Here is an 18,617-nt window from a genome sequence, read left to right on the forward strand (position 1 = left end):
ATATGTGTGGCCGATTGAGCGGTAAACATTGCTCATGCGTGCCCCGCGGGTGACAAACGAGAGAAATTGTTGGCACCCAGTGCCTTGTCAGCTGTCATGGGGTGCCATACCGTGAAGTTGTCCGGCTGTTCCCGCAAGCCATCTCGCTTGTGCGCCAGGACGCCTGCGTCACAGGCACCTCCGCGCCCACCCGGCGCCGCCGATCAGCACCGAGCACCGCTCGATCAGCACCCGCACCCGCCGAACCGACGGCACACCTCCACCGCACCAGCAAGCAGCCCCCTTGCATCTCGCACCCTCAGCTTCGCCGGAGGCAACACCGTGAAGGAAATCCTGGACGCGATCCTGTCGCCGGACACGACGTCCGCCGACTTCGCCGCACTGCCGCTGCCCGGCTCGTACCGCGCGGTGACCGTGCACAAGGACGAGACGGAGATGTTCGCCGACCTCCCCACCCGGGAGAAGGACCCCCGCAAGTCGCTCCATCTCGATGAGGTGCCGGTGCCCGAACTGGGCCCCGGAGAGGCCCTGGTGGCCGTCATGGCCAGCTCGGTGAATTACAACTCCGTGTGGACCTCGATCTTCGAGCCGCTGCCGACCTTCGGCTTCCTGGAGCGGTACGGCAAGCTCAGCGAACTCGCCAGGCGGCACGATCTGCCGTACCACATCATCGGCTCGGACCTGTCCGGCGTCGTGCTGCGCACCGGGCCCGGTGTCAACGCCTGGCACCCGGGTGACGAGGTCGTCGCGCACTGCCTCTCCGTCGAACTGGAATCGTCCGACGGCCACAACGACACGATGCTCGACCCCGAACAGCGGATCTGGGGCTTCGAGACCAACTTCGGCGGTCTGGCGGAGCTGGCGCTGGTGAAGTCCAATCAGCTGATGCCCAAGGCCCGGCACCTCAGCTGGGAGGAGGCCGCGGCCCCCGGGCTGGTCAACTCCACCGCGTACCGCCAGCTGGTGTCCCGCAACGGCGCCGGGATGAAGCAGGGCGACAATGTGCTGATCTGGGGCGCGAGCGGCGGACTGGGCTCGTACGCCACGCAGTTCGCGCTGGCCGGCGGCGCGAACCCGGTCTGTGTCGTCTCCAGCGACCGCAAGGCGGAGCTGTGCCGGCGGATGGGCGCCGAGGCGATCATCGACCGCAGCGCCGAGGACTACCGGTTCTGGAAGGACGAGCACCACCAGGATCCGCGCGAGTGGAAACGCTTCGGCAAGCACATCCGCGAGCTGACCGGCGGCGAGGACGTCGACATCGTCTTCGAACACCCGGGGCGCGAGACCTTCGGCGCGAGCGTGTATGTGACCCGCAAGGGCGGCACGGTCGTGACCTGCGCCTCCACCTCCGGCTACACCCATGAGTACGACAACCGCTATCTGTGGATGTCACTGAAGCGGATCGTCGGCTCGCACTTCGCCAACTACCGCGAGGCGTGGGAGGCCAACCGGCTGGTCGCCAAGGGGAAGATCCATCCCACCCTGTCGAAGGTGTACGCGCTGGAGGACACCGGCCAGGCCGCCCACGACGTGCACAGCAACCGCCACCAGGGCAAGGTCGGCGTGCTGGCGCTGGCGCCGCGCGAGGGCCTCGGGGTGCGCGACAAGGAGCTGCGCGCACGCCATCTCGACGCCATCGATCTGTTCCGCGACGCTTCGGCGGAGCGGACCGCCCCCCACACTCGCGACAGCTGAGGGTTCCCTACATGCCTGATCGTCAGAAGGACCGGCCCTGGCTCATGCGGACGTACGCCGGTCACTCGACCGCCGAGGCGTCCAACGAGCTGTACCGGCGCAATCTCGCCAAGGGGCAGACGGGCCTGTCCGTCGCGTTCGATCTCCCGACGCAGACGGGCTACGACCCCGACCACATCCTCGCCCGCGGCGAGGTCGGCCGCGTCGGGGTCCCGGTCTCGCACCTCGGCGACATGCGCCGGCTGTTCCAGGACATCCCGCTGGAGCGTACGAACACCTCGATGACCATCAACGCCACCGCCATGTGGCTGCTGGCGCTCTATCAGGTGGTCGCGGAGGAGCAGGGCGCGGACATCAGCCGGCTCCAGGGGACGACCCAGAACGACATCGTCAAGGAGTACCTCTCGCGCGGGACGCATGTCTTCCCGCCGGCGCCGAGTCTGCGGCTGACCACGGACATGATCACGTACACGGTGAACCACATCCCCAAGTGGAATCCGATCAACATCTGCAGCTACCACCTCCAGGAGGCGGGGGCCACCCCGGTCCAGGAGATCGCGTACGCGATGTCCACCGCGATCGCCGTACTGGACGCGGTGTTCGCGTCCGGGCAGGTCCCCGAGGAGCGCAGGGGGGAGGTGGTCGGCCGGATCTCGTTCTTCGTCAACGCGGGGGTCCGGTTCATCGAGGAGATGTGCAAGATGCGGGCCTTCTCCCGCATCTGGGACCGGATCACCCGGGAGCGGTACGGCATCGAGGACGCCAGGCAGCGCCGCTTCCGCTATGGCGTCCAGGTCAACTCCCTGGGGCTGACCGAGGCGCAGCCGGAGAACAACGTCCAGCGGATCGTCCTCGAAATGCTCGCCGTGACGCTCTCCAAGGACGCCCGCGCCCGCGCCGTACAGCTGCCCGCCTGGAACGAGGCGCTGGGGCTGCCCCGCCCCTGGGACCAGCAGTGGTCGCTCCGTATCCAGCAGGTGCTGGCGCACGAGAGCGATCTGCTGGAGTACGCGGACATCTTCGAGGGCTCGCATGTCATCGAGGCCAAGGTGGCGGACCTGGTCACCGAGTCCTTCGCCGAGATCGACCGGATCGAGGAGATGGGCGGGGTGATGACCGCCGTCGAGTCCGGCTATCTCAAGTCGCGGCTCGTCGCCTCGCACGCCGAGCGGCGGGCGCGGATCGAGTCGGGCGAGGAGAAGATCGTCGGCGTCAACTGCTACGAGTCCACCGAGCCCAGCCCGCTCACCGCCGATCTCGACACCGCGATCATGACGGTCGATCCGGCAAACGAGGCCGGGGTGGTGGCGGCTCTCCAGAGCTGGCGGGTCAACCGCGAGGAGGCCCGGGCCACCGACGCGCTGACCGCCCTGAAGAAGGCCGCCGCGGGCACCGGCAATCTGATGACCGCCACCCTGGAGTGCGCGCGGGCCGGGGTGACGACCGGCGAGTGGTCCTGGGCGCTGCGGGATGTCTTCGGCGAGTTCCGCGCGCCTACGGGCGTCAGCGGCGCCCCGGTCGCGGTATCCGCGGAGACGGGCAGCGCGCTCGCGGCCGTACGCGAGAAGGTGGCTCGTACCGCCGGGGAGCTGACCTCGGCCGCCGGCGCCCCGGGCGGCACCGGGCGGCTGCGGCTGCTGATCGGCAAGCCCGGTCTGGACGGGCACTCCAACGGCGCCGAGCAGATCGCGGTCCGCGCCCGCGACGCCGGATTCGAGGTGGTCTATCAGGGCATCAGGCTCACGCCCGAACAGATCGTGAGTGCCGCGCTCGCCGAGGACGTGCACTGCGTGGGCCTGTCGATCCTGTCGGGCTCGCACGCCGCGCTGGTGCCCGAGGTTCTCGGGCGGCTGCGCGAGGCGGGCGCGGGCGACATCCCGGTGATCGTCGGCGGGATCATCCCGAACGCCGACGCCGAGGAGCTGCGGGCGGCCGGAGTGGCCGCCGTCTTCACCCCGAAGGACTTCGGGATCACGGAGATCATCGGCCGTATCGTCGACGAGATCCGCACAGCGAACAAGCTCGACCCATGGGAGGTCCCCGCATGACCGCGCCTGCAACCACCGACGCCACCGAGACGCCCGGAACCGCCGCGAACCGGCTGCGGCCGCGCCGCTCGTGTCTCGCCGTACCGGGGTCGAACCCGCGCTTCCTGGAGAAGGCCCAGGGACTGCCGGCCGACCAGGTGTTCCTGGATCTGGAGGACGCCTGCGCGCCGCTCGCCAAGGAGGGCGCCCGGCACACGATCGTCGACGCGCTCAACAAGGGCGACTGGACGGGCAAGATCCGGGTCGTACGGGTCAACGACTGGACGACGCACTGGACCTACCGCGATGTGATCACGGTGGTGGAGGGCGCGGGACACAATCTCGACTGCGTCATGCTGCCGAAGGTCCAGGACGCCCAGCAGATCATCGCCCTCGATCTGCTGCTCACCCAGATCGAGAAGACGATGGGCTTCGAGGTCGGCAGGATCGGGATCGAGGCGCAGATCGAGAACGCCAAGGGCCTGGTGAACGTCGACGAGATCGCCGCCGCCTCGCCGCGTCTGGAGACGATCGTCTTCGGCCCCGCCGACTTCATGGCGTCCATCAATATGAAGTCCCTCGTCGTCGGCCAGCAGCCGCCCGGCTATGGCGCGGACGCCTATCACTACATTCTGATGCGCATTCTGATGGCGGCCCGTACCCATGATCTCCAGGCGATCGACGGCCCCTACCTCCAGATCCGCGATGTGGACGGCTATCGCGAGGTGGCACGCCGGGCGGCGGCGCTGGGCTACGACGGCAAGTGGGTGCTGCACCCGGGCCAGATCGAGGCGTCGAACGAGATCTTCTCGCCCTCCCAGGAGGACTACGACCACGCCGAGCTGATCCTGGACGCGTACGAGTACTACACGTCGGAGGCGGGCGGCAAGAAGGGCTCCGCGATGCTCGGCGACGAGATGATCGACGAGGCGAGCCGCAAGATGGCGCTGGTCATCTCGGGCAAGGGCCGGGCCGCGGGGATGCGGCGTACCACCTCGTTCGAAGCCCCGGAGGCGTGACGATGCGGTTCGGACGCACCTACGAGGAGTTCGAGGTCGGCGCGGTCTACAAGCACTGGCCGGGCAAGACGGTCACGGAGTACGACGACCATCTGTTCTGTCTGCTCACCATGAACCACCATCCACTGCACCTGGACAGCAACTACGCCGAGAAGACGACGGACTTCGGGAAGAACGTCGTCGTGGGCAACTACATCTACTCGCTGCTGCTGGGCATGTCGGTGCCGGATGTCTCCGGGAAGGCCATCGCCAATCTGGAGGTGGAGTCGCTCAAGCACGTCGCGCCGACCTTCCACGGGGACACGCTCTACGGCGAGACGGTCGTACTGGACAAGACACCGTCGCGTTCGAAGAGCGACCGCGGAATCGTGTACGTGGAGACCAGGGGCTACAAGCAGGACGGGACGCTGGTCTGCGTGTTCAGACGCAAGGTGATGGTCCCGACCGAGGCGTACATCAAGGAACGCGGCGGCGAGCAGCCCGGCCGCCCCGAGCTGCGGGAGAAGTGACAGAGATATGAGCCGACTCGCCCAGACAGCCGGGCTGACCGACATCCAGCGGGAGATCCTGGCGACCGTAAGGGATTTTGTCGACAAGGAGATCATCCCGGTCGCCACCGAGCTGGAGCACCGCGACGAGTACCCGGACCGGATCGTCGAGGGGCTCAAGGAGCTCGGCCTGTTCGGGCTGATGATCCCCGAGGAGTACGGCGGCCTGGGCGAGTCCCTGCTCACCTACGCGCTCTGCGTGGAGGAGATCGCCCGGGGCTGGATGTCCGTCTCCGGCATCATCAACACCCACTTCATCGTGGCGTACATGCTCAAGCAGCACGGCACCGAGGAGCAGCGGGCAACCTTCCTGCCACGGATGGCGGCCGGCGAGGTGCGTGGCGCGTTCTCGATGTCGGAGCCGGGTCTCGGCTCGGACGTCGCGGCGATCACGTCCAAGGGGATCAGGGACGGTGACTCGTATGTACTGAACGGCCAGAAGATGTGGCTGACCAATGGCGGCACATCCCATCTCGTCGCCGTGCTGTGCCGCAGCGACGAGGGGCACCCGGAGGGCACGGCCCCGCACAAGTCGATGACCACGTTCCTGGTCGAGAAGGAGCCCGGCTTCGGCGAGGTGCGGCCCGGTCTGACCATCCCGGGGAAGATCGACAAGATGGGCTACAAGGGGGTCGACACCACCGAGCTGATCATGGACGGACTGCGCATTCCGGCCAATCGGGTGCTCGGCGGGGCCACCGGCCGAGGGTTTTACCAAATGATGGACGGCGTCGAGGTCGGCCGGGTGAATGTCGCGGCGCGTGGTTGCGGGGTCGCACAGCGCGCCTTCGAGCTCGGAGTCTCGTATGCCCAGCAGCGTCACACTTTCGGCAAGCCCATCGCGCAGCACCAGGCGATCCAGTTCAAGCTGGCGGAGATGGCCACGAAAGTCGAGGCCGCCCATGCCATGATGGTCAACGCGGCACGCAAAAAGGACTCCGGGGAACGAAACGACCTGGAGGCAGGGATGGCGAAGTACCTCGCCTCCGAGTACTGCAAGGAAGTCGTCGAGGACGCCTTCCGTATCCACGGCGGTTACGGCTTCTCCAAGGAGTACGAGATCGAGCGCCTCTACCGCGAGGCCCCGATGCTGCTGATCGGCGAAGGTACCGCCGAGATCCAGAAAATGATCATCGGCCGCCGACTGCTGGAGGAGTACCGATTCCAGGGTTAATTGTCACTTTTGTTCGGGTTTAATGGCGAAGAAGATCACACCCTGTCGCCCTCTGGTGCTGGCTTCAAGCCGCTCGACTCGGGTCCTGGCTTGCTCAGTTGCGGCTCGAAACCAGTACCATCGCTGGAAAGCCGCCGCCGTCCCCCCGTTGCCAGCGCGGCATCATCCGCTACGAAGGTCATCCATGCCCCACAGCCAAACCTCTGCACCACGCGGCCGTGTCCGCCTCGCGCGCGGAGCATCGCCGTGGCTCCTGCCCACCGTCGCCACCGCCGCGATCGGTCTTGTCCGCGCACGTCACTCGAAGCGCGCAGCGGTCCTCGCTGTGCCCGCCACCGCGCTCGCGGCGGGCATGCTGTGGTTCTTCCGCGACCCCGAGCGCGAGATCACTCAGGGCCGGGTCATCTCCCCGGCCGACGGTGTGGTGCAGAGCATCATGCCGTGGAAGGACGGGCGCACCCGGGTCGCCATCTTCATGAGCCCGCTGAACGTCCATGTCAACCGCGCACCCCTCGCGGGAACCGTGACATCCGTTGAGCACATCCCCGGCGGATTCGTTCCGGCGTTCAACAAGGAGAGCGAGAACAACGAGCGCGTTGTCTGGCACTTCGACACCGAACTGGGCGACATCGAGATGGTGCAGATCGCCGGCGCGGTAGCCCGGCGCATCGTCCCGTATCTGCCCCAGGGGACCAAGGTGGAACAGGGCGAGCGCATCGGCCTGATCCGGTTCGGCTCGCGTGTCGACATCTACCTTCCGGAAGGTGTCGATGTCGCTGTCGAGGTCGGTCAGACCACGACCGCAGGGGTGACTCGAATTGACCGTGATTGATCCCGATACGCAAGCCGGCTGGGCGGCGGAGGCCGAGGCCGAGGAGGAGGACGACGCGGAAGACATGCCGCTGTCACTGCGGCTGTCGATAGCGGACACCCTCACGCTCGGTAACGCCACCTGCGGCTTCATGGCCGTCTACTTCACCACCACCGGCATCCTCATCCCGCATCTCACGGGCAGCGACGAAAGCGGCATGGCGCGGCACTCCGCCGCGACGGCCGTGATCCTGATGCTGGCGGCGGCGATCTTCGACCTCTTCGACGGGCTCGTGGCGCGCAAGCTGCGCAGCTCGCCGATGGGCGCGGAGCTGGACAACCTCTCCGACCTGATCAGCTTCGGCCTCGCCCCGGCGTATTTCGTACTGGTGTACGGGATGGTCGCGGACGACGCGCATCAACGGGTCTCCGCGCTGGCGGCGGTCGTGGTGCTGCTGGCCGTCGTGCTGCGACTGGCGAGATTCTCCTGCGTGACGATGAAGGACGGCATGTTCCAGGGGATGCCGAGTCCCTTCGGCGCCCTGACGGTCATCTCGATCGTGCTGCTGGAGCTTCCCTTCGTACCGACGCTGCTCGCGATCATCGGAGTGGCCTGGCTGATGGTGAGCCGGGTCGAGTACCCCAAGCCGCGGGGCATTCTCGCGGTGGCGATGCTCAGCTGGATCGTGGCCGCGATGGGGCTGCTGGCGGCCTGGGCGTTCGACGCGCCGGGTGGTCAGCTGCTGCTCCAGACCGGCTGTGCGCTCCAGGTGGTGACGGGAGCGGTGATCCCGCTCTTCGCCACGGCCCGGCGCGTGAACACGTTCCGCGGCAACCGCCGCGAGGCACGGGCGGCGCAGCTGCCGTAGGCGGGACTGTCGCCGTACGGCGAATGATCGTGAAGGGCCCGGGTGCGTACGCGCGCCCGGGCCCTTTCCCGTGCGCTCTTCCCTTCCCGTGCGCTCCCTTTCCGGCGGCCTCCCCCTTCCGCGAGCCCTGTCCCTCTGGAAGGATCGACCGCCATGACCGGGGGATCGATACATCAGCTCTTCGAAGAACGGGCACGACAGACACCCGACCGTATCGCCGTCATCACCGACAGCGACCGGATCGGCTACGAACGGCTGGACGCCGACGCCGGACGACTGGCCGCGTATCTCGCCACGAACACCGGACTGCCGGATTCCGGATCCACGGTCGCCATCTGTACGCGGCACCCGGCCGAGGTGCTGGTGTCGATCCTCGCCGTACTGAAGGCGGGCCACGCGTACGCCGTCCTGGACCCGGGGACTCCGGCCCAGGAGCTGCACGGGTTACTCGGGCTCGCGCGGGCCAAGGCCGTCATCACGAACGAATCGCTGCTGCCGCGGATCGACGACGGACGCGGCCGGACGGCCATCTGTCTGGACACCGACGCGACGGCTATCGCCCACGCGGGACCCGCCCCCCGGGACGCGGCCGGCTCTCCCCCGGACGGACCGGCCGCCGTGCTGTTCACGGCGGGGACGACGGGCAGCCGCACGGCCGTCTCCACCGGGCACGACCGGCTGCTCGCCGCGTACGCCGCCTGGTCCGAGGTCTACGGGCTGTCGCCGGAGGACCGGCTGCTGGTGACCGCGCCGCCCGCGACCACCGAATTCACCGGCGGCTGGATACGCGCCCTGTGCTCGGGCGCGACGCTGGTGCTCTCCGAACGGCCGATCACCTCCGAGCGGATCACGGCGGAGCAGATCACGGTCGCCGAAATGAGCCCGGCGACCGCCGCCCGGCTGACGGAGGAGGAGCTGCCGTCCCTGCGGCTGCTCGCGGTGGGCGGCGCACCGCTGCGCCTCGATGAGCAATTGCGGCTCCAGGGGCTGCTGCCGGCCACCGGGGCACGGGTGCTGAGTGTGTACGGGACGGCGGAGGTCGCCGGGTGCGGTACCTGGTTCGAGCCCGAGCAGCTGCCCGGTCCCGTGGCGAACCCGGAGCGGGCCGCGTATCTGGGGCTGCCGTTCCCGGGGTGCGCGGCGGCGCTGCGGAAGGGCCGGATCTGGCTCACCCCGCCGGAGGGCGGCGACGCGGTCCCCACCGGTGACGTGGGACGGCGGCAGGGCGAGGGGCCCATAGAGTTCCGCGGCAGGGCGGCCGACCGGGTCAAGATCGACGGCAGGACGGTCGACACCTACCGGGTGGAGTCGGCGCTGGCCGGTCACCCGCATATCCAGGACGTGGTCATCACCGGGGACCGGGGCCGTAGGGGCGGTCGTCTGATCGCGTTCGTGGTGCCGGGCGCCGGGGCTCCGTTCGGCGCCGCGCCGGAGGCCGCCTCCCTGCGTGCCAGGCTCACCGGCCTGGTCCCGGCGGGGGACGTCCCCGAGGCGGTGGTGCGCCTCAGAAAGCTGCCGGTGAACGCGGCCGGGAAGGTGGACCGGGGGGAGCTGCCGCTGCCACCGGTCCCTGGGGCCGTGCGGGCGAGCGGCAAGAGCGGGGCGAGCGACGACGCGACCGAGGGCGCTATCGCCGCCGCGGTCGGGGTCTGCTCCGGCTTCCTGGCTCTTGTGCTCACCAACGTGATCTTTCCCGGCTCCACGGATCTGACCGGGGTGCCGGGGCCGTGGAACGTACTGTTCGCACTGCTGTATCTGGCCGAGTGGTGCGCGTTCGCCGTCGGTATGGGGTTCCTGGCGGTGGGCCGGGGGGTGATGCTGCGGCGGAGCGAATCGCGGGGGCTGACCGCCGCGGCCCATCTGGCGATCGTCTATCTGCTGGTCGCCTGGTGGCCGCAGGACAACCTCTACCGGCTGGCCGCCAAGACCGACTGGCCACGGCAGGCGGCTCTCGTCTACTCCTTCAATGTGCCCTTGATGATCGCGGCGCTGATCGTGGTGATCTGGGTGGTGTCGCTGCCCGCTGTCGGACAGCGGGACCGGTAGGGGCGGCGGGGCTGCTGGCCGGGGCGGCTTGGGCGGAGATCCCGCCGGCTTGGGCGAAGATCCCGCCGGCTTGGGCGAAGATTCGGCCGAGGTCCTGGGCCGCGCCGCGGACCAGCGCCTCGGCCGCGTCGAGACAGTCCGGCGCGCGGGCGGCGAGCAGGACGCCCAGAAACGGGGCGGGGTCGAAGGCGGCCGTGGGGATCGAGGGCACGAGCACCGCCCCGATCCCCGCACAACGGGTCGTCAGTTCCTTGAGCCACGCGATGAGTTGGGCATCCGGAAGCCGGGCGCCGAGCGGGATGTGATCCAGGGAACGTACGAGATGATCGCCGCCCCTGGTCTCGTCGAGACGGGCCTTCACCATGAACGCGACGGACGGTCCTGTCAGCCGCAGATTGATCTCCGTCGGCGCGAGCCGGCCGGCCGTGGCGGTCACGAAATCGACGTCGTACCAACCGCGGTAGCCGCTCGCGGCCAGTTCGAGGCCGACCGCGTGCCCGAACCGCAGGGCGATCGAGGCGGCCCGGTCCGGGACCGCGCCGGGACCGACGGTCGCTCCCCGGTACGCCGTATCCGCGACGTCCATCCGCGCGGCGCCGACGTCGTGCACCGTGCCGGCCGGGTCCACGAGGCCGTCGTAGGTGAGGTCGCGGGGGACGTCGGGCGGCAGGTCGGGCGGGCTGTCGCCCTGGCCCGGCGCGGAGCCGTCCGCCACGTCCGTGAGGTAATCCTCCACGAGAAGCGGGCCCCGGGGCAGCGCGCGCAGCACCGGCAGCAGACCGCGTACGGATCTGACCACATGGGTGCCCGAACCCCCCACGCCGTGCTCGGTCTTGACGACACCGCCCGCGCCGGAGCGGACCAGCGCGAGGAGCAGCCGGGCCGCCTCGCGGCGGTTGGCCACCGTCCGCTGAACGGGCACGGTGATGGCGGGATGCGCGGGGGCGAGCCGCCGGAAGAGGCTGTTGGCCGCGCTCTTGGACTCGTACCGCAGCGCCCCGGGCGGGAGGGGCTCCCCGGACAGTTCACCGGACGGTCCCGTGTGACCCCACGGTACGAACGGCAGCTGGAGCCCGCGCAGTCGGCGGGTGAGGGCGGGGCGGGCGAGGATCGCGGCGGCGAGCCCGGGGGGAGGGGCCTCGTCGTTGTGGTGGGCGCCGAGGCCGTCGTACACCTCCACCGATTCCCAGGCCAGTTGACGGCACAGCAGCTCAACCCAGCCCGGGGGCACGGTCACCGGCAGTACGACCGCGGCCGGGTGCGGGCTGCCGAGTGCGGCCAGGCAGGAGTAGTGTCCGCTCGCCCGGCGCGCGAGCGGGGTCAGTTCACCGAACTGCGTCTGGAACTCCCCGACATTGCCGAGCTGTACGGTGCGCAGGCCGCGCGTCCAGGCCCGTACCCAGGCCCTGCGTGGCGGCGGTTCCACCAGGAGCCGGGGCAGCGCGCCCCCGCCGGGGACGGGTCGCGCGCCGAGCGTCCGGTAGAAGTCCACCGCGTGCGGGTCGGAATCGATGGTCAGCCGCTCGAAGCCCAACTCGCGTGCCCGGTCCAGGACATGGGCGTACAGGGCGCGGCCGATGCCCAGGCCGATCACGCGGGGTTCGACGAAGAGCAGGCCGAGCGTGCCGTCCGGGGCCCGGCCCTCCAGCGAGGCGACGCCCAGGGCCTCCCCGGATGTCTCGTCCTCGGCGACCGCGAGCCGACGGGCCGTCACCTCATGTGCGGAGATGGTCAGTTCGTCACGGCAGGCGGCCAGGAACGCTTCGTCGTAACCCCAGTGGGCCTTCGAGCGCAGCACCAGCGCGCTCAGCGCCGGCGCCTCGTCGGGGCGTGCCTCCCGTATTCGCACGCCCCGACTTTAGGCGGTGTCCGGCTGAGCTCGGAGCGGCTGGGCTCAGAGGAGGAAGTCCCGTGCGATCTCCGTCGCCAGGCGTTCCAGCAGCGGGCCCGCCTGGGCCATGGACACGGCCGGGTCCGGTTCCAGCCGGCTGAGAGCGTAGGCGCGGCGGATGCCCGCCCTGCCCAGGGCCTCGGGCGGGAGGGCCAGTCGGCCGCAGACCGCGATGACCTCGATGCGCCGTGCGCGGGCCGCCGCCGCGACGCCCACGGGGGCCTTGCCGTGCAAGGTCTGCTCGTCCAGGGAGCCTTCGCCCGTGATGACGAGGGTCGCCCGGGACAGGGCGTCGGCGAAGCCCAGCACGTCGAGCATGACCTCGATCCCGGGCCGGAAGCCCGCGCCGAGGCCGACCAGCGCGCCGTAGCCGATACCGCCGGCCGCGCCCGCGCCGGGCGAGAGCGCGAGAGCGGCGGCGCGGGAGCCGATGGCCGCCTCCAGGACCGTGGCGTAGTGGGCGAGGGCCGCGTCGAGGGTGGCGACGTCCTCGGGGCTCGCGCCCTTCTGCGGCCCGTAGACGGCGGGGGCGCCCTTGGGGCCGGTCAGTGGATTGTCGACATCGCTGGCGAGAACGATCTCCGTCCGGGCGAGCCGTTCGTCCAGACCGGAGAGGTCGGCGGTGGCGAGCTCGCGCAGCCCGCCGCCGCCCGGTCCGACCGGCTGCCCCGCCGCGTCCAGGAAACGGGCGCCGAGCGCCGCGAGCATCCCGGCGCCGCCGTCGGTCGTGGCGCTGCCGCCGACCCCGAAGACGATGCTGCGCGCGCCCGCGTCCAGCGCGGCGCGCAGCAGCTCGCCGGAGCCGTAGGTGGTCGCCGTCAGCGGCGCGAAGACTCCGTCGGGCAGACACTGGAGGCCCGATGCCTCCGCCATCTCGACGACGGCCGTACCGTCACGCAGCGCGTAGGCCGCCGTCAGCTCATCGCCGAGCGGACCGGTGACCCGTACCTCACGTCGTTCAAAACCGGCCGCCACGGCCGCCGCGACCGTACCGTCGCCGCCGTCCGCTACGGGCAGGGTCTCCACCGCCACGTCGGGGACGATCTGACGCAGCCCGGCCGTCACCCGCTCCGCGACCTGCACGGCCGTGAGCGAACCCTTGAACTTGTCCGCCGCGATGAGCACGCGTGCGGCCTTCGTTACTGCTCCGTCCGTCACCATGAATCCCTTTGCTCTTCGAACAGGCAGTCGCGCCGCCCCCGACCCTATCCGGACGGCGGCTCCGTGCCCATAGGCCACCCTTGTGCGGCTATGGGGCCCGCGTGCGATGTTCGGCCCCGCCGGAAGACAGGCCCTAGGCTTTCCCGTGTGAAAACACACGCTGATACGGATACCGGTACCGATACCGACTACGCCACGTACATCGCGGGTCTCCCCCGCGTCCTCGCCGGGGCCGCCGTGCTGTTCAGGGACGGCGCGGGGCGCGTGCTGATCGTCGAGCCCAACTACCGGGACGGCTGGGCGCTGCCCGGCGGGACCATCGAGTCCGACGACGGCGAGACCCCTCGCCAGGGCGCCCGGCGGGAGACCCTGGAGGAGATCGGCCTCGACATCGAGCCGGGGCGGCTGCTGGCGATCGACTGGGTGCAGGGGCAGGCCCGGCCGCCGATCGCCGCGTATCTGTACGACGGCGGGGTGCTGGACGACGAGCGGCTGGCGGCGATCCGGCTCCAGGAGGAGGAGCTGCTGTCGTGGCGGCTGCTGGACCGCGCCGAGGTCCCGGCGTTTCTGCCGGGCTCGCTCGGACTGCGGGTACTGGCCGCGCTCGACGTACTGGACTCCGGCGCGGGCGCGGTGGAGCTGGAGAACGGGCACAGCGCCGGCTAGGTCCGAAGCAGCGTCGCCAGACGCCCCCGGGCAGACGGGACTTCGGACTTACTCGTCCAGGTCCTGTCCGGGCGTGAGACCGCCTCGGTGGGGGTTCCGGCGGCGAGTTGACCTTCAGGTTGGCTGAACGTCGACAATCACCGGCATGGACCTCACCACCAACAGCACCGCGCACCTCCTCGGCATCAGCGCCTTCGCCCGGCGCGTCGGCCTCGCGCCGAGCGCACTGCGTTTCTACGACGACTGCGGTGTGCTGCGGCCCGCCCGGGTCGATGCGACGACGGGCTACCGCTTCTACCGCCCCGACCAGGACATCCGGGCCCGGCTGCTGCGGAGCCTGCGGGCGGCGGGGCTGCCGCTGGCCGAGGTCACCGTCGTGCTCGACGGCGACGAGGACGAGGCCCGTGCCGTGCTGGAGCGGCACCGGAACACCGTACGGGACCGGACGCGGACGGCCGACGCCACGATCGAGGCGGTGCTGCGGTCCCTCTCCGGCGAAGGCGACGGGACGCGTACGGATTCCAGGGCCGGAGCCGGGTCCGGAGCCGGGGCTGAGACCGAGGCCGTCACGCTCGTACATCTCGGGGGCGTGGAGCTGGCGAGCGCGTTCCGCCAGGTCGTGCCGGCCGTCGGACACGACCCGGAACACCCGGAACTCGGCTGCGTCCTCGTCGAGATCGACGACGGCGAGGTCCGGCTGGTGGCCACCGACCGCTACCGGCTGTCGATGCGGGTCCTGAGGCCGGTGGCGGCGGTGGAGGGGCCCGCCCGCCGGCTGCTGCTCGCGGCCAACTCGCTGCCCGGGACCGGGGCGTGGGCCGCGCGGTGCGCCGCCGTGACGATCGAGGCGGGCCCGGACGGGGCCACGCTCCACGAGACGGCGGGCGCCGCGTCCCGTGAACTCCCCGTCTCGACCGCCGAGTTCCCCGCGTACCGGGAGATGCTGTCGGCCCTCACACCGGCTCGGCACCGGCTGATCGTGAACCGGTCGGCCCTGCTCGACGCCGTCAACGGCTGCGGGGAAACACCGGCGGTCGTGCTGCGGCTCGGCGAGGACGAGGTGACCGTCTCCCTGCCCGACCACTCCCGGGCCACGGCTCTGCCGGCCGTCTGCCCCGGCGAACAGCCCCCGCGTATCGGCTTCGACCCCGCCGTGCTGGCCCCTGCCCTGGAGGCGAGCGTGGGCCCTGACGTCCTGCTGGAGATCGCCACCGTCAGCGAGCCGGTGGTGGTGCGCTCCGCGGACCAGGGCAGTTTCACCACGCTGGTGATGCCCGTCAGCCTCGACCGCGCTGCCGTCTGACCGAAAAGAGGGAGTGGACATGGACCCCGAGAACCCCGTCGTCCAGCTCTGCGCGGAGGGCATGAAGGCCGAGACCGAGGGGCGGGAGGCCGACGCGCGCGAGCTGTTCCTCCGGGCCTGGGAAGCGGCCGGGGACGACTACGAGGCGTGCGTCGCCACGCACTGTCTCGCCCGCCATCAGCCGACCCCGGAGGAGACCCTGCGCTGGAACCAGGAGTGCCTGACCCGCGCCGACCGGGTCGGCGACGACCGCGTCCGCGGCTTCTACGCCTCCCTCCACGGCACCATGGGCCGGGCCCAACTCGCCCTCGGCCGGCGGGGACCGGCCCGCGCGCACTTCCGCTCGGCGGCCGGGCATCTCGACGCCGTACCGCCCGGCCCGTACCGGGAGTGGGTCCGGCTCTGCGTCGCCAGGGGGCTGCGGGCCACCGACGACGCGCCCGCGCCGGACGATCCGGTCCGTGTCCTGCTGAAGCGGCTGTGCGCGCGTGCCGATCTCGAAGCGCTGAGCCTGCTCCTCCCCGCCTATACGGGCAGCCTCGCCTATACGGGCAGCCTCGCCTATATGGGCAGCCTCGGCGCGCCCGAGGGCGAGGAACGCCTCACCACCGCCCTGCGGATGCTCCACGCCGAGAAGCGGCTGCCCGCCCCCGAACAGTCCGCACTGGGTGAGGCCATCGCACTGCGCGCCGCCTGACACCCGGCGCCGGGTGGGTGGTTGACGGTTCGTCAGGGTCGGCACCCCACATTCATTCCGCGTTGGTCCTCCGTGCACGGCCGCCCGGCATCATCCTGGAATCCCAGGACTCGGAGGCATCATGCGAAGGCACCCACGCGGCCGGTTCGCGGCCCTGTTCATGTCCGTGGTCGTCGTGTCGGCCGTCGTCGCCGGCGCCGGCGCGGCGCAGGCCCTGACCTCCTCCGAGGCCGCGCCGCCCGCCCGCCCCGCCACCCTGCCCAGCCGTCCCGCCGCGCTGCCCGCCCGTATCGACGGCGGTACGTGGCAGTCCGGCCATCTCCAGGGCATGGCCATCGACCGCCGCAAGGGCCGTATGTACTTCTCCTTCACCAACCTCCTGGTGAAGACGGATCTGGCCGGCAAGCCCCTCGGCTCCGTCACCGGATTCACGGGCCACCTCGGTGACCTGGACTTCAACGAGGAGGACGGACGGGTCTACGGCTCGCTGGAGTACAAGGCCGCGAAGGCGTTCTACATCGCGGTCTTCGACGGGGACCGCATCACCCGGATGAACATGGACGCCGCGTCCACCGGCGTGGTCACCACCGTCCATCTCCAGGAGGTCGTGAAGGACTACACCGCCGACATGAACGGCGACGGCGTCTTCGACGGCGACACCGCCAAGACCCCCGACCACCGGTACGGATGCAGCGGCATCGACGGCGTCGCGTTCGGGCCCTCCTTCGACCGCGAGGGCGGTACGAAGCTGACCGTCGCGTACGGCGTCTACGCCCACACCGGCCGCCAGGACAACGACAATCAGGTCCTGCTCCAGTACGACGTCCGGCAGTGGAAGCGGTACGAGCGCCCGCTGACGGAGGACGCGCCGCACACGAGCGGCCCGTCCTCCCCCGACGGCAAGTACTTCGCGTACACCGGGAACACCACGTACGGCGTGCAGAACCTGGAGTTCGACGCGGAGAGCGGCAATTGGCTGATGGCCGTGTACAAGGGCACCAAGCCGGGCTTCCCGAACTACTCGCTCTTCGTCCTCGACGGCTCGAAGCGGCCCGTACGGGGCGCCGTCCCGGGCCAGCAGCCGTCCGAACAGGGGCAGTTGCTGTCGCTCGTGCCGCGCGGGCTGCATGACCCGGCGTCCGGGGTGTACGGCTGGGAGTCGGCCGGACAGTACGGGCTGATCTCGCTGGGCGGCGGGCGCCACTACGTCGCCGAGGCCGGCACGGTCCAGGTCGACGGCGTCACTCGGCAGACCGGCCGCGCGGTCCTGCACCGCTGGACGGGCCTGACCCCGAACCCCTTCGCGCCCGTGACGCCGGTGCCGCCGGTGAAGCCCGTACCGTAGCGGCCCGCGAGGCGGCCCCGCCCCATGGGGTAATCCGTTCGCCGCCCCCGGCGTCGCTGCGTACCCTCGCGGCATGACTCTCGTCGCGATCCTCAGCGGCGCCGGGATCTCCACGGACTCCGGCATCCCCGACTACCGGGGGCCCAACGGTCTGTGGCGGCGCGATCCCGGCGCCGAGAAGCTCGTCACGTACGACGCGTATATGACGGACCCGGAGATCCGCCGCCGCTCCTGGCGGATGCGGAGCGAGAGCCCCACGCTGCGCGCCGAGCCCAATGCCGCTCACCGGGCGGTGGCCGAGCTGGCGCGGGCGGGGACGGCGGTCCGGGTGATCACCCAGAATGTGGACGGGCTGCATCAGCTGGCCGGGCTCCCCGCCCGTAAGGTGCTCGAACTCCATGGCACGGCACGGTCGGTGACATGTACGGCGTGCCATGCGCGCTCGTCGATGGAGGAGGCACTCGCGCGGGTGGCGGCGGGCGAGGCGGACCCGCCCTGTCCGGAGTGCGGCGGGGTCCTCAAGTCGGCGACGGTGATGTTCGGCGAGCGGCTCGACCCCGAGGTACTGGCGCAGTCGATGGCGATCGCCAAGGCGTGCGAGGTGTTCCTCGCGGTCGGTACGACCCTTCGGGTGCAGCCGGCCGCCTCGCTCGCGGGGATCGCCGCCGACCATGGGGCCCGGCTGATCGTGGTCAACGCCGAGCCGACGCCGTACGACGACCGCGCCGACGAGATCGTCCGGGAGCCGATCGGTACGGCGCTGCCCGCGCTGCTCAAGAGGTTCCACCCCGGTTGACCGGCAGGGGCGGCCGGGGGCGCTCAACCGGGGGGCACGCGTTCAGAAGAGCGTGGCGGTGGCCGGGGCCTCGGCCGCCGCGCCTTCGAAGACCAGCAGGCGCTGCTTGCGGTCGAGCCCGCCGCCGTAGCCGGTGAGGCCGCCGGTCGAGCCGATCACCCGGTGGCAGGGCACGATGATGCCGACCGGGTTCTTTCCGTTGGCCAGCCCCACCGCGCGCGAGGCGCCGGGCTTGCCGAGCAACTCGGCCAGTTCGCCGTACGAACGCGTCTCGCCGTACGGGATCCGCTGGAGCCGGCCCCAGACCTCGCGCTGGAACGGGGTGCCGTTCAGCCGCAGGGGCAGATCGAACTCGGTCAGCTCACCGGCGAAGTACGCGCCGAGCTGGCGCACCACCTCGGGGAAGGGTCTCGGGTCAGGCTCCCCGAAACTCTCCTCCGGCGGGCGATGCCGCTGCCCGACCATGTAGAGGCCGCTCAGCGTGCCGTCCGTGGCGACCAGGGTCAGCGGTCCGTAGGGGCTGTCGATCACGGTGTGGACGATGTGCCGCCCATGTTCTGCTGTCATGGC

The 18,617-nt window shown here is 70.6% G+C and carries 16 protein-coding genes; 13 read left to right on the plus strand and 3 right to left on the minus strand.

The features are described 5' to 3' along the window. The first annotated feature begins 321 nt into the window (after positions 1 to 321). The 8 genes from ccrA (at position 322) to IF11_RS36430 (ending at position 10,188) form a co-directional block, all read left to right on the plus strand. Positions 322 to 1,695, plus strand: a complete 1,374-nt coding sequence (gene ccrA, locus IF11_RS0106765) for a crotonyl-CoA carboxylase/reductase (RefSeq protein ID WP_030350522.1) — start codon at positions 322 to 324, stop codon at positions 1,693 to 1,695. Between the two features lie 11 nt (positions 1,696 to 1,706). Beyond that, positions 1,707 to 3,743 carry a protein meaA gene (locus IF11_RS0106770; RefSeq protein WP_030350523.1) on the plus strand — a complete coding sequence of 679 codons (2,037 nt, stop codon included), beginning with the start codon at positions 1,707 to 1,709 and terminating at the stop codon, positions 3,741 to 3,743. Next, positions 3,740 to 4,741 carry an HpcH/HpaI aldolase/citrate lyase family protein gene (locus tag IF11_RS0106775; protein WP_030350524.1) on the plus strand — a complete coding sequence of 334 codons (1,002 nt, stop codon included), beginning with the start codon at positions 3,740 to 3,742 and terminating at the stop codon, positions 4,739 to 4,741. The genes IF11_RS0106770 and IF11_RS0106775 overlap by 4 nt, the downstream gene beginning before the upstream one ends. 2 nt (positions 4,742 to 4,743) lie before the next feature. Next, positions 4,744 to 5,250, plus strand: a complete 507-nt coding sequence (locus tag IF11_RS0106780; RefSeq protein ID WP_030350525.1) for a MaoC family dehydratase — start codon at positions 4,744 to 4,746, stop codon at positions 5,248 to 5,250. 7 nt (positions 5,251 to 5,257) lie between these two features. After that, the gene (locus IF11_RS0106785) at positions 5,258 to 6,463 is read left to right on the plus strand and encodes an acyl-CoA dehydrogenase family protein (protein ID WP_030350526.1); all 1,206 of its coding nucleotides are present in this window, start codon (positions 5,258 to 5,260) and stop codon (positions 6,461 to 6,463) included. Between the two features lie 184 nt (positions 6,464 to 6,647). Beyond that, complete coding sequence (locus tag IF11_RS0106790) at positions 6,648 to 7,295, plus strand: phosphatidylserine decarboxylase (RefSeq protein WP_030350527.1); 648 nt, start codon at positions 6,648 to 6,650, stop codon at positions 7,293 to 7,295. Then, entirely contained in the window at positions 7,288 to 8,142 is an 855-nt protein-coding gene (gene pssA / locus IF11_RS0106795; RefSeq protein WP_030350528.1) for a CDP-diacylglycerol--serine O-phosphatidyltransferase, read from the plus strand. The genes IF11_RS0106790 and pssA overlap by 8 nt, the downstream gene beginning before the upstream one ends. A 153-nt stretch (positions 8,143 to 8,295) precedes the next feature. Continuing rightward, on the plus strand, positions 8,296 to 10,188 hold the full coding sequence (locus tag IF11_RS36430; protein WP_037727130.1) for an AMP-binding protein: 1,893 nt from the start codon (positions 8,296 to 8,298) through the stop codon (positions 10,186 to 10,188). Here IF11_RS36430 and IF11_RS41545 read toward each other — a convergent pair. Both IF11_RS41545 and IF11_RS0106810 read right to left on the minus strand, forming a co-directional pair. Continuing rightward, positions 10,106 to 12,037, minus strand: a complete 1,932-nt coding sequence (locus IF11_RS41545) for a GNAT family N-acetyltransferase (protein WP_063759131.1) — start codon at positions 12,035 to 12,037, stop codon at positions 10,106 to 10,108. The two genes, IF11_RS36430 and IF11_RS41545, sit on opposite strands and share 83 nt — an antisense overlap. Before the next feature lie 45 nt (positions 12,038 to 12,082). Then, positions 12,083 to 13,240 (minus strand): glycerate kinase, encoded by a 1,158-nt coding sequence (locus IF11_RS0106810; protein WP_030350530.1) that lies wholly within the window; start codon positions 13,238 to 13,240, stop codon positions 12,083 to 12,085. Positions 13,241 to 13,387: 147 nt separating this feature from the next. Here IF11_RS0106810 and IF11_RS0106815 point away from each other — a divergent pair, with 147 nt between their 5' ends. From IF11_RS0106815 to IF11_RS0106835, 5 genes are all read left to right on the plus strand, one after another. Then, entirely contained in the window at positions 13,388 to 13,906 is a 519-nt protein-coding gene (locus tag IF11_RS0106815) for an NUDIX domain-containing protein (RefSeq protein WP_051745582.1), read from the plus strand. 145 nt (positions 13,907 to 14,051) lie between these two features. Beyond that, positions 14,052 to 15,209 carry a MerR family transcriptional regulator gene (locus IF11_RS0106820; protein ID WP_030350532.1) on the plus strand — a complete coding sequence of 386 codons (1,158 nt, stop codon included), beginning with the start codon at positions 14,052 to 14,054 and terminating at the stop codon, positions 15,207 to 15,209. Positions 15,210 to 15,228: 19 nt separating this feature from the next. After that, positions 15,229 to 15,906 carry a hypothetical protein gene (locus IF11_RS0106825; RefSeq protein WP_030350533.1) on the plus strand — a complete coding sequence of 226 codons (678 nt, stop codon included), beginning with the start codon at positions 15,229 to 15,231 and terminating at the stop codon, positions 15,904 to 15,906. Between the two features lie 121 nt (positions 15,907 to 16,027). Further along, positions 16,028 to 17,251, plus strand: coding sequence for a hypothetical protein (locus IF11_RS0106830; protein ID WP_030350534.1), 1,224 nt, complete (start codon positions 16,028 to 16,030; stop codon positions 17,249 to 17,251). Between the two features lie 73 nt (positions 17,252 to 17,324). Beyond that, positions 17,325 to 18,047 (plus strand): SIR2 family NAD-dependent protein deacylase, encoded by a 723-nt coding sequence (locus IF11_RS0106835; RefSeq protein WP_030350535.1) that lies wholly within the window; start codon positions 17,325 to 17,327, stop codon positions 18,045 to 18,047. A gap of 42 nt (positions 18,048 to 18,089) precedes the next feature. Here the strand turns inward: IF11_RS0106835 and IF11_RS0106840 are convergent, their stop codons facing one another. Beyond that, positions 18,090 to 18,614 (minus strand): methylated-DNA--[protein]-cysteine S-methyltransferase, encoded by a 525-nt coding sequence (locus IF11_RS0106840; RefSeq protein WP_030350536.1) that lies wholly within the window; start codon positions 18,612 to 18,614, stop codon positions 18,090 to 18,092. Positions 18,615 to 18,617: the final 3 nt, after the last annotated feature.

This window comes from Streptomyces scopuliridis RB72, from assembly GCF_000718095.1.
Lineage (GTDB): Bacteria > Actinomycetota > Actinomycetes > Streptomycetales > Streptomycetaceae > Streptomyces > Streptomyces scopuliridis.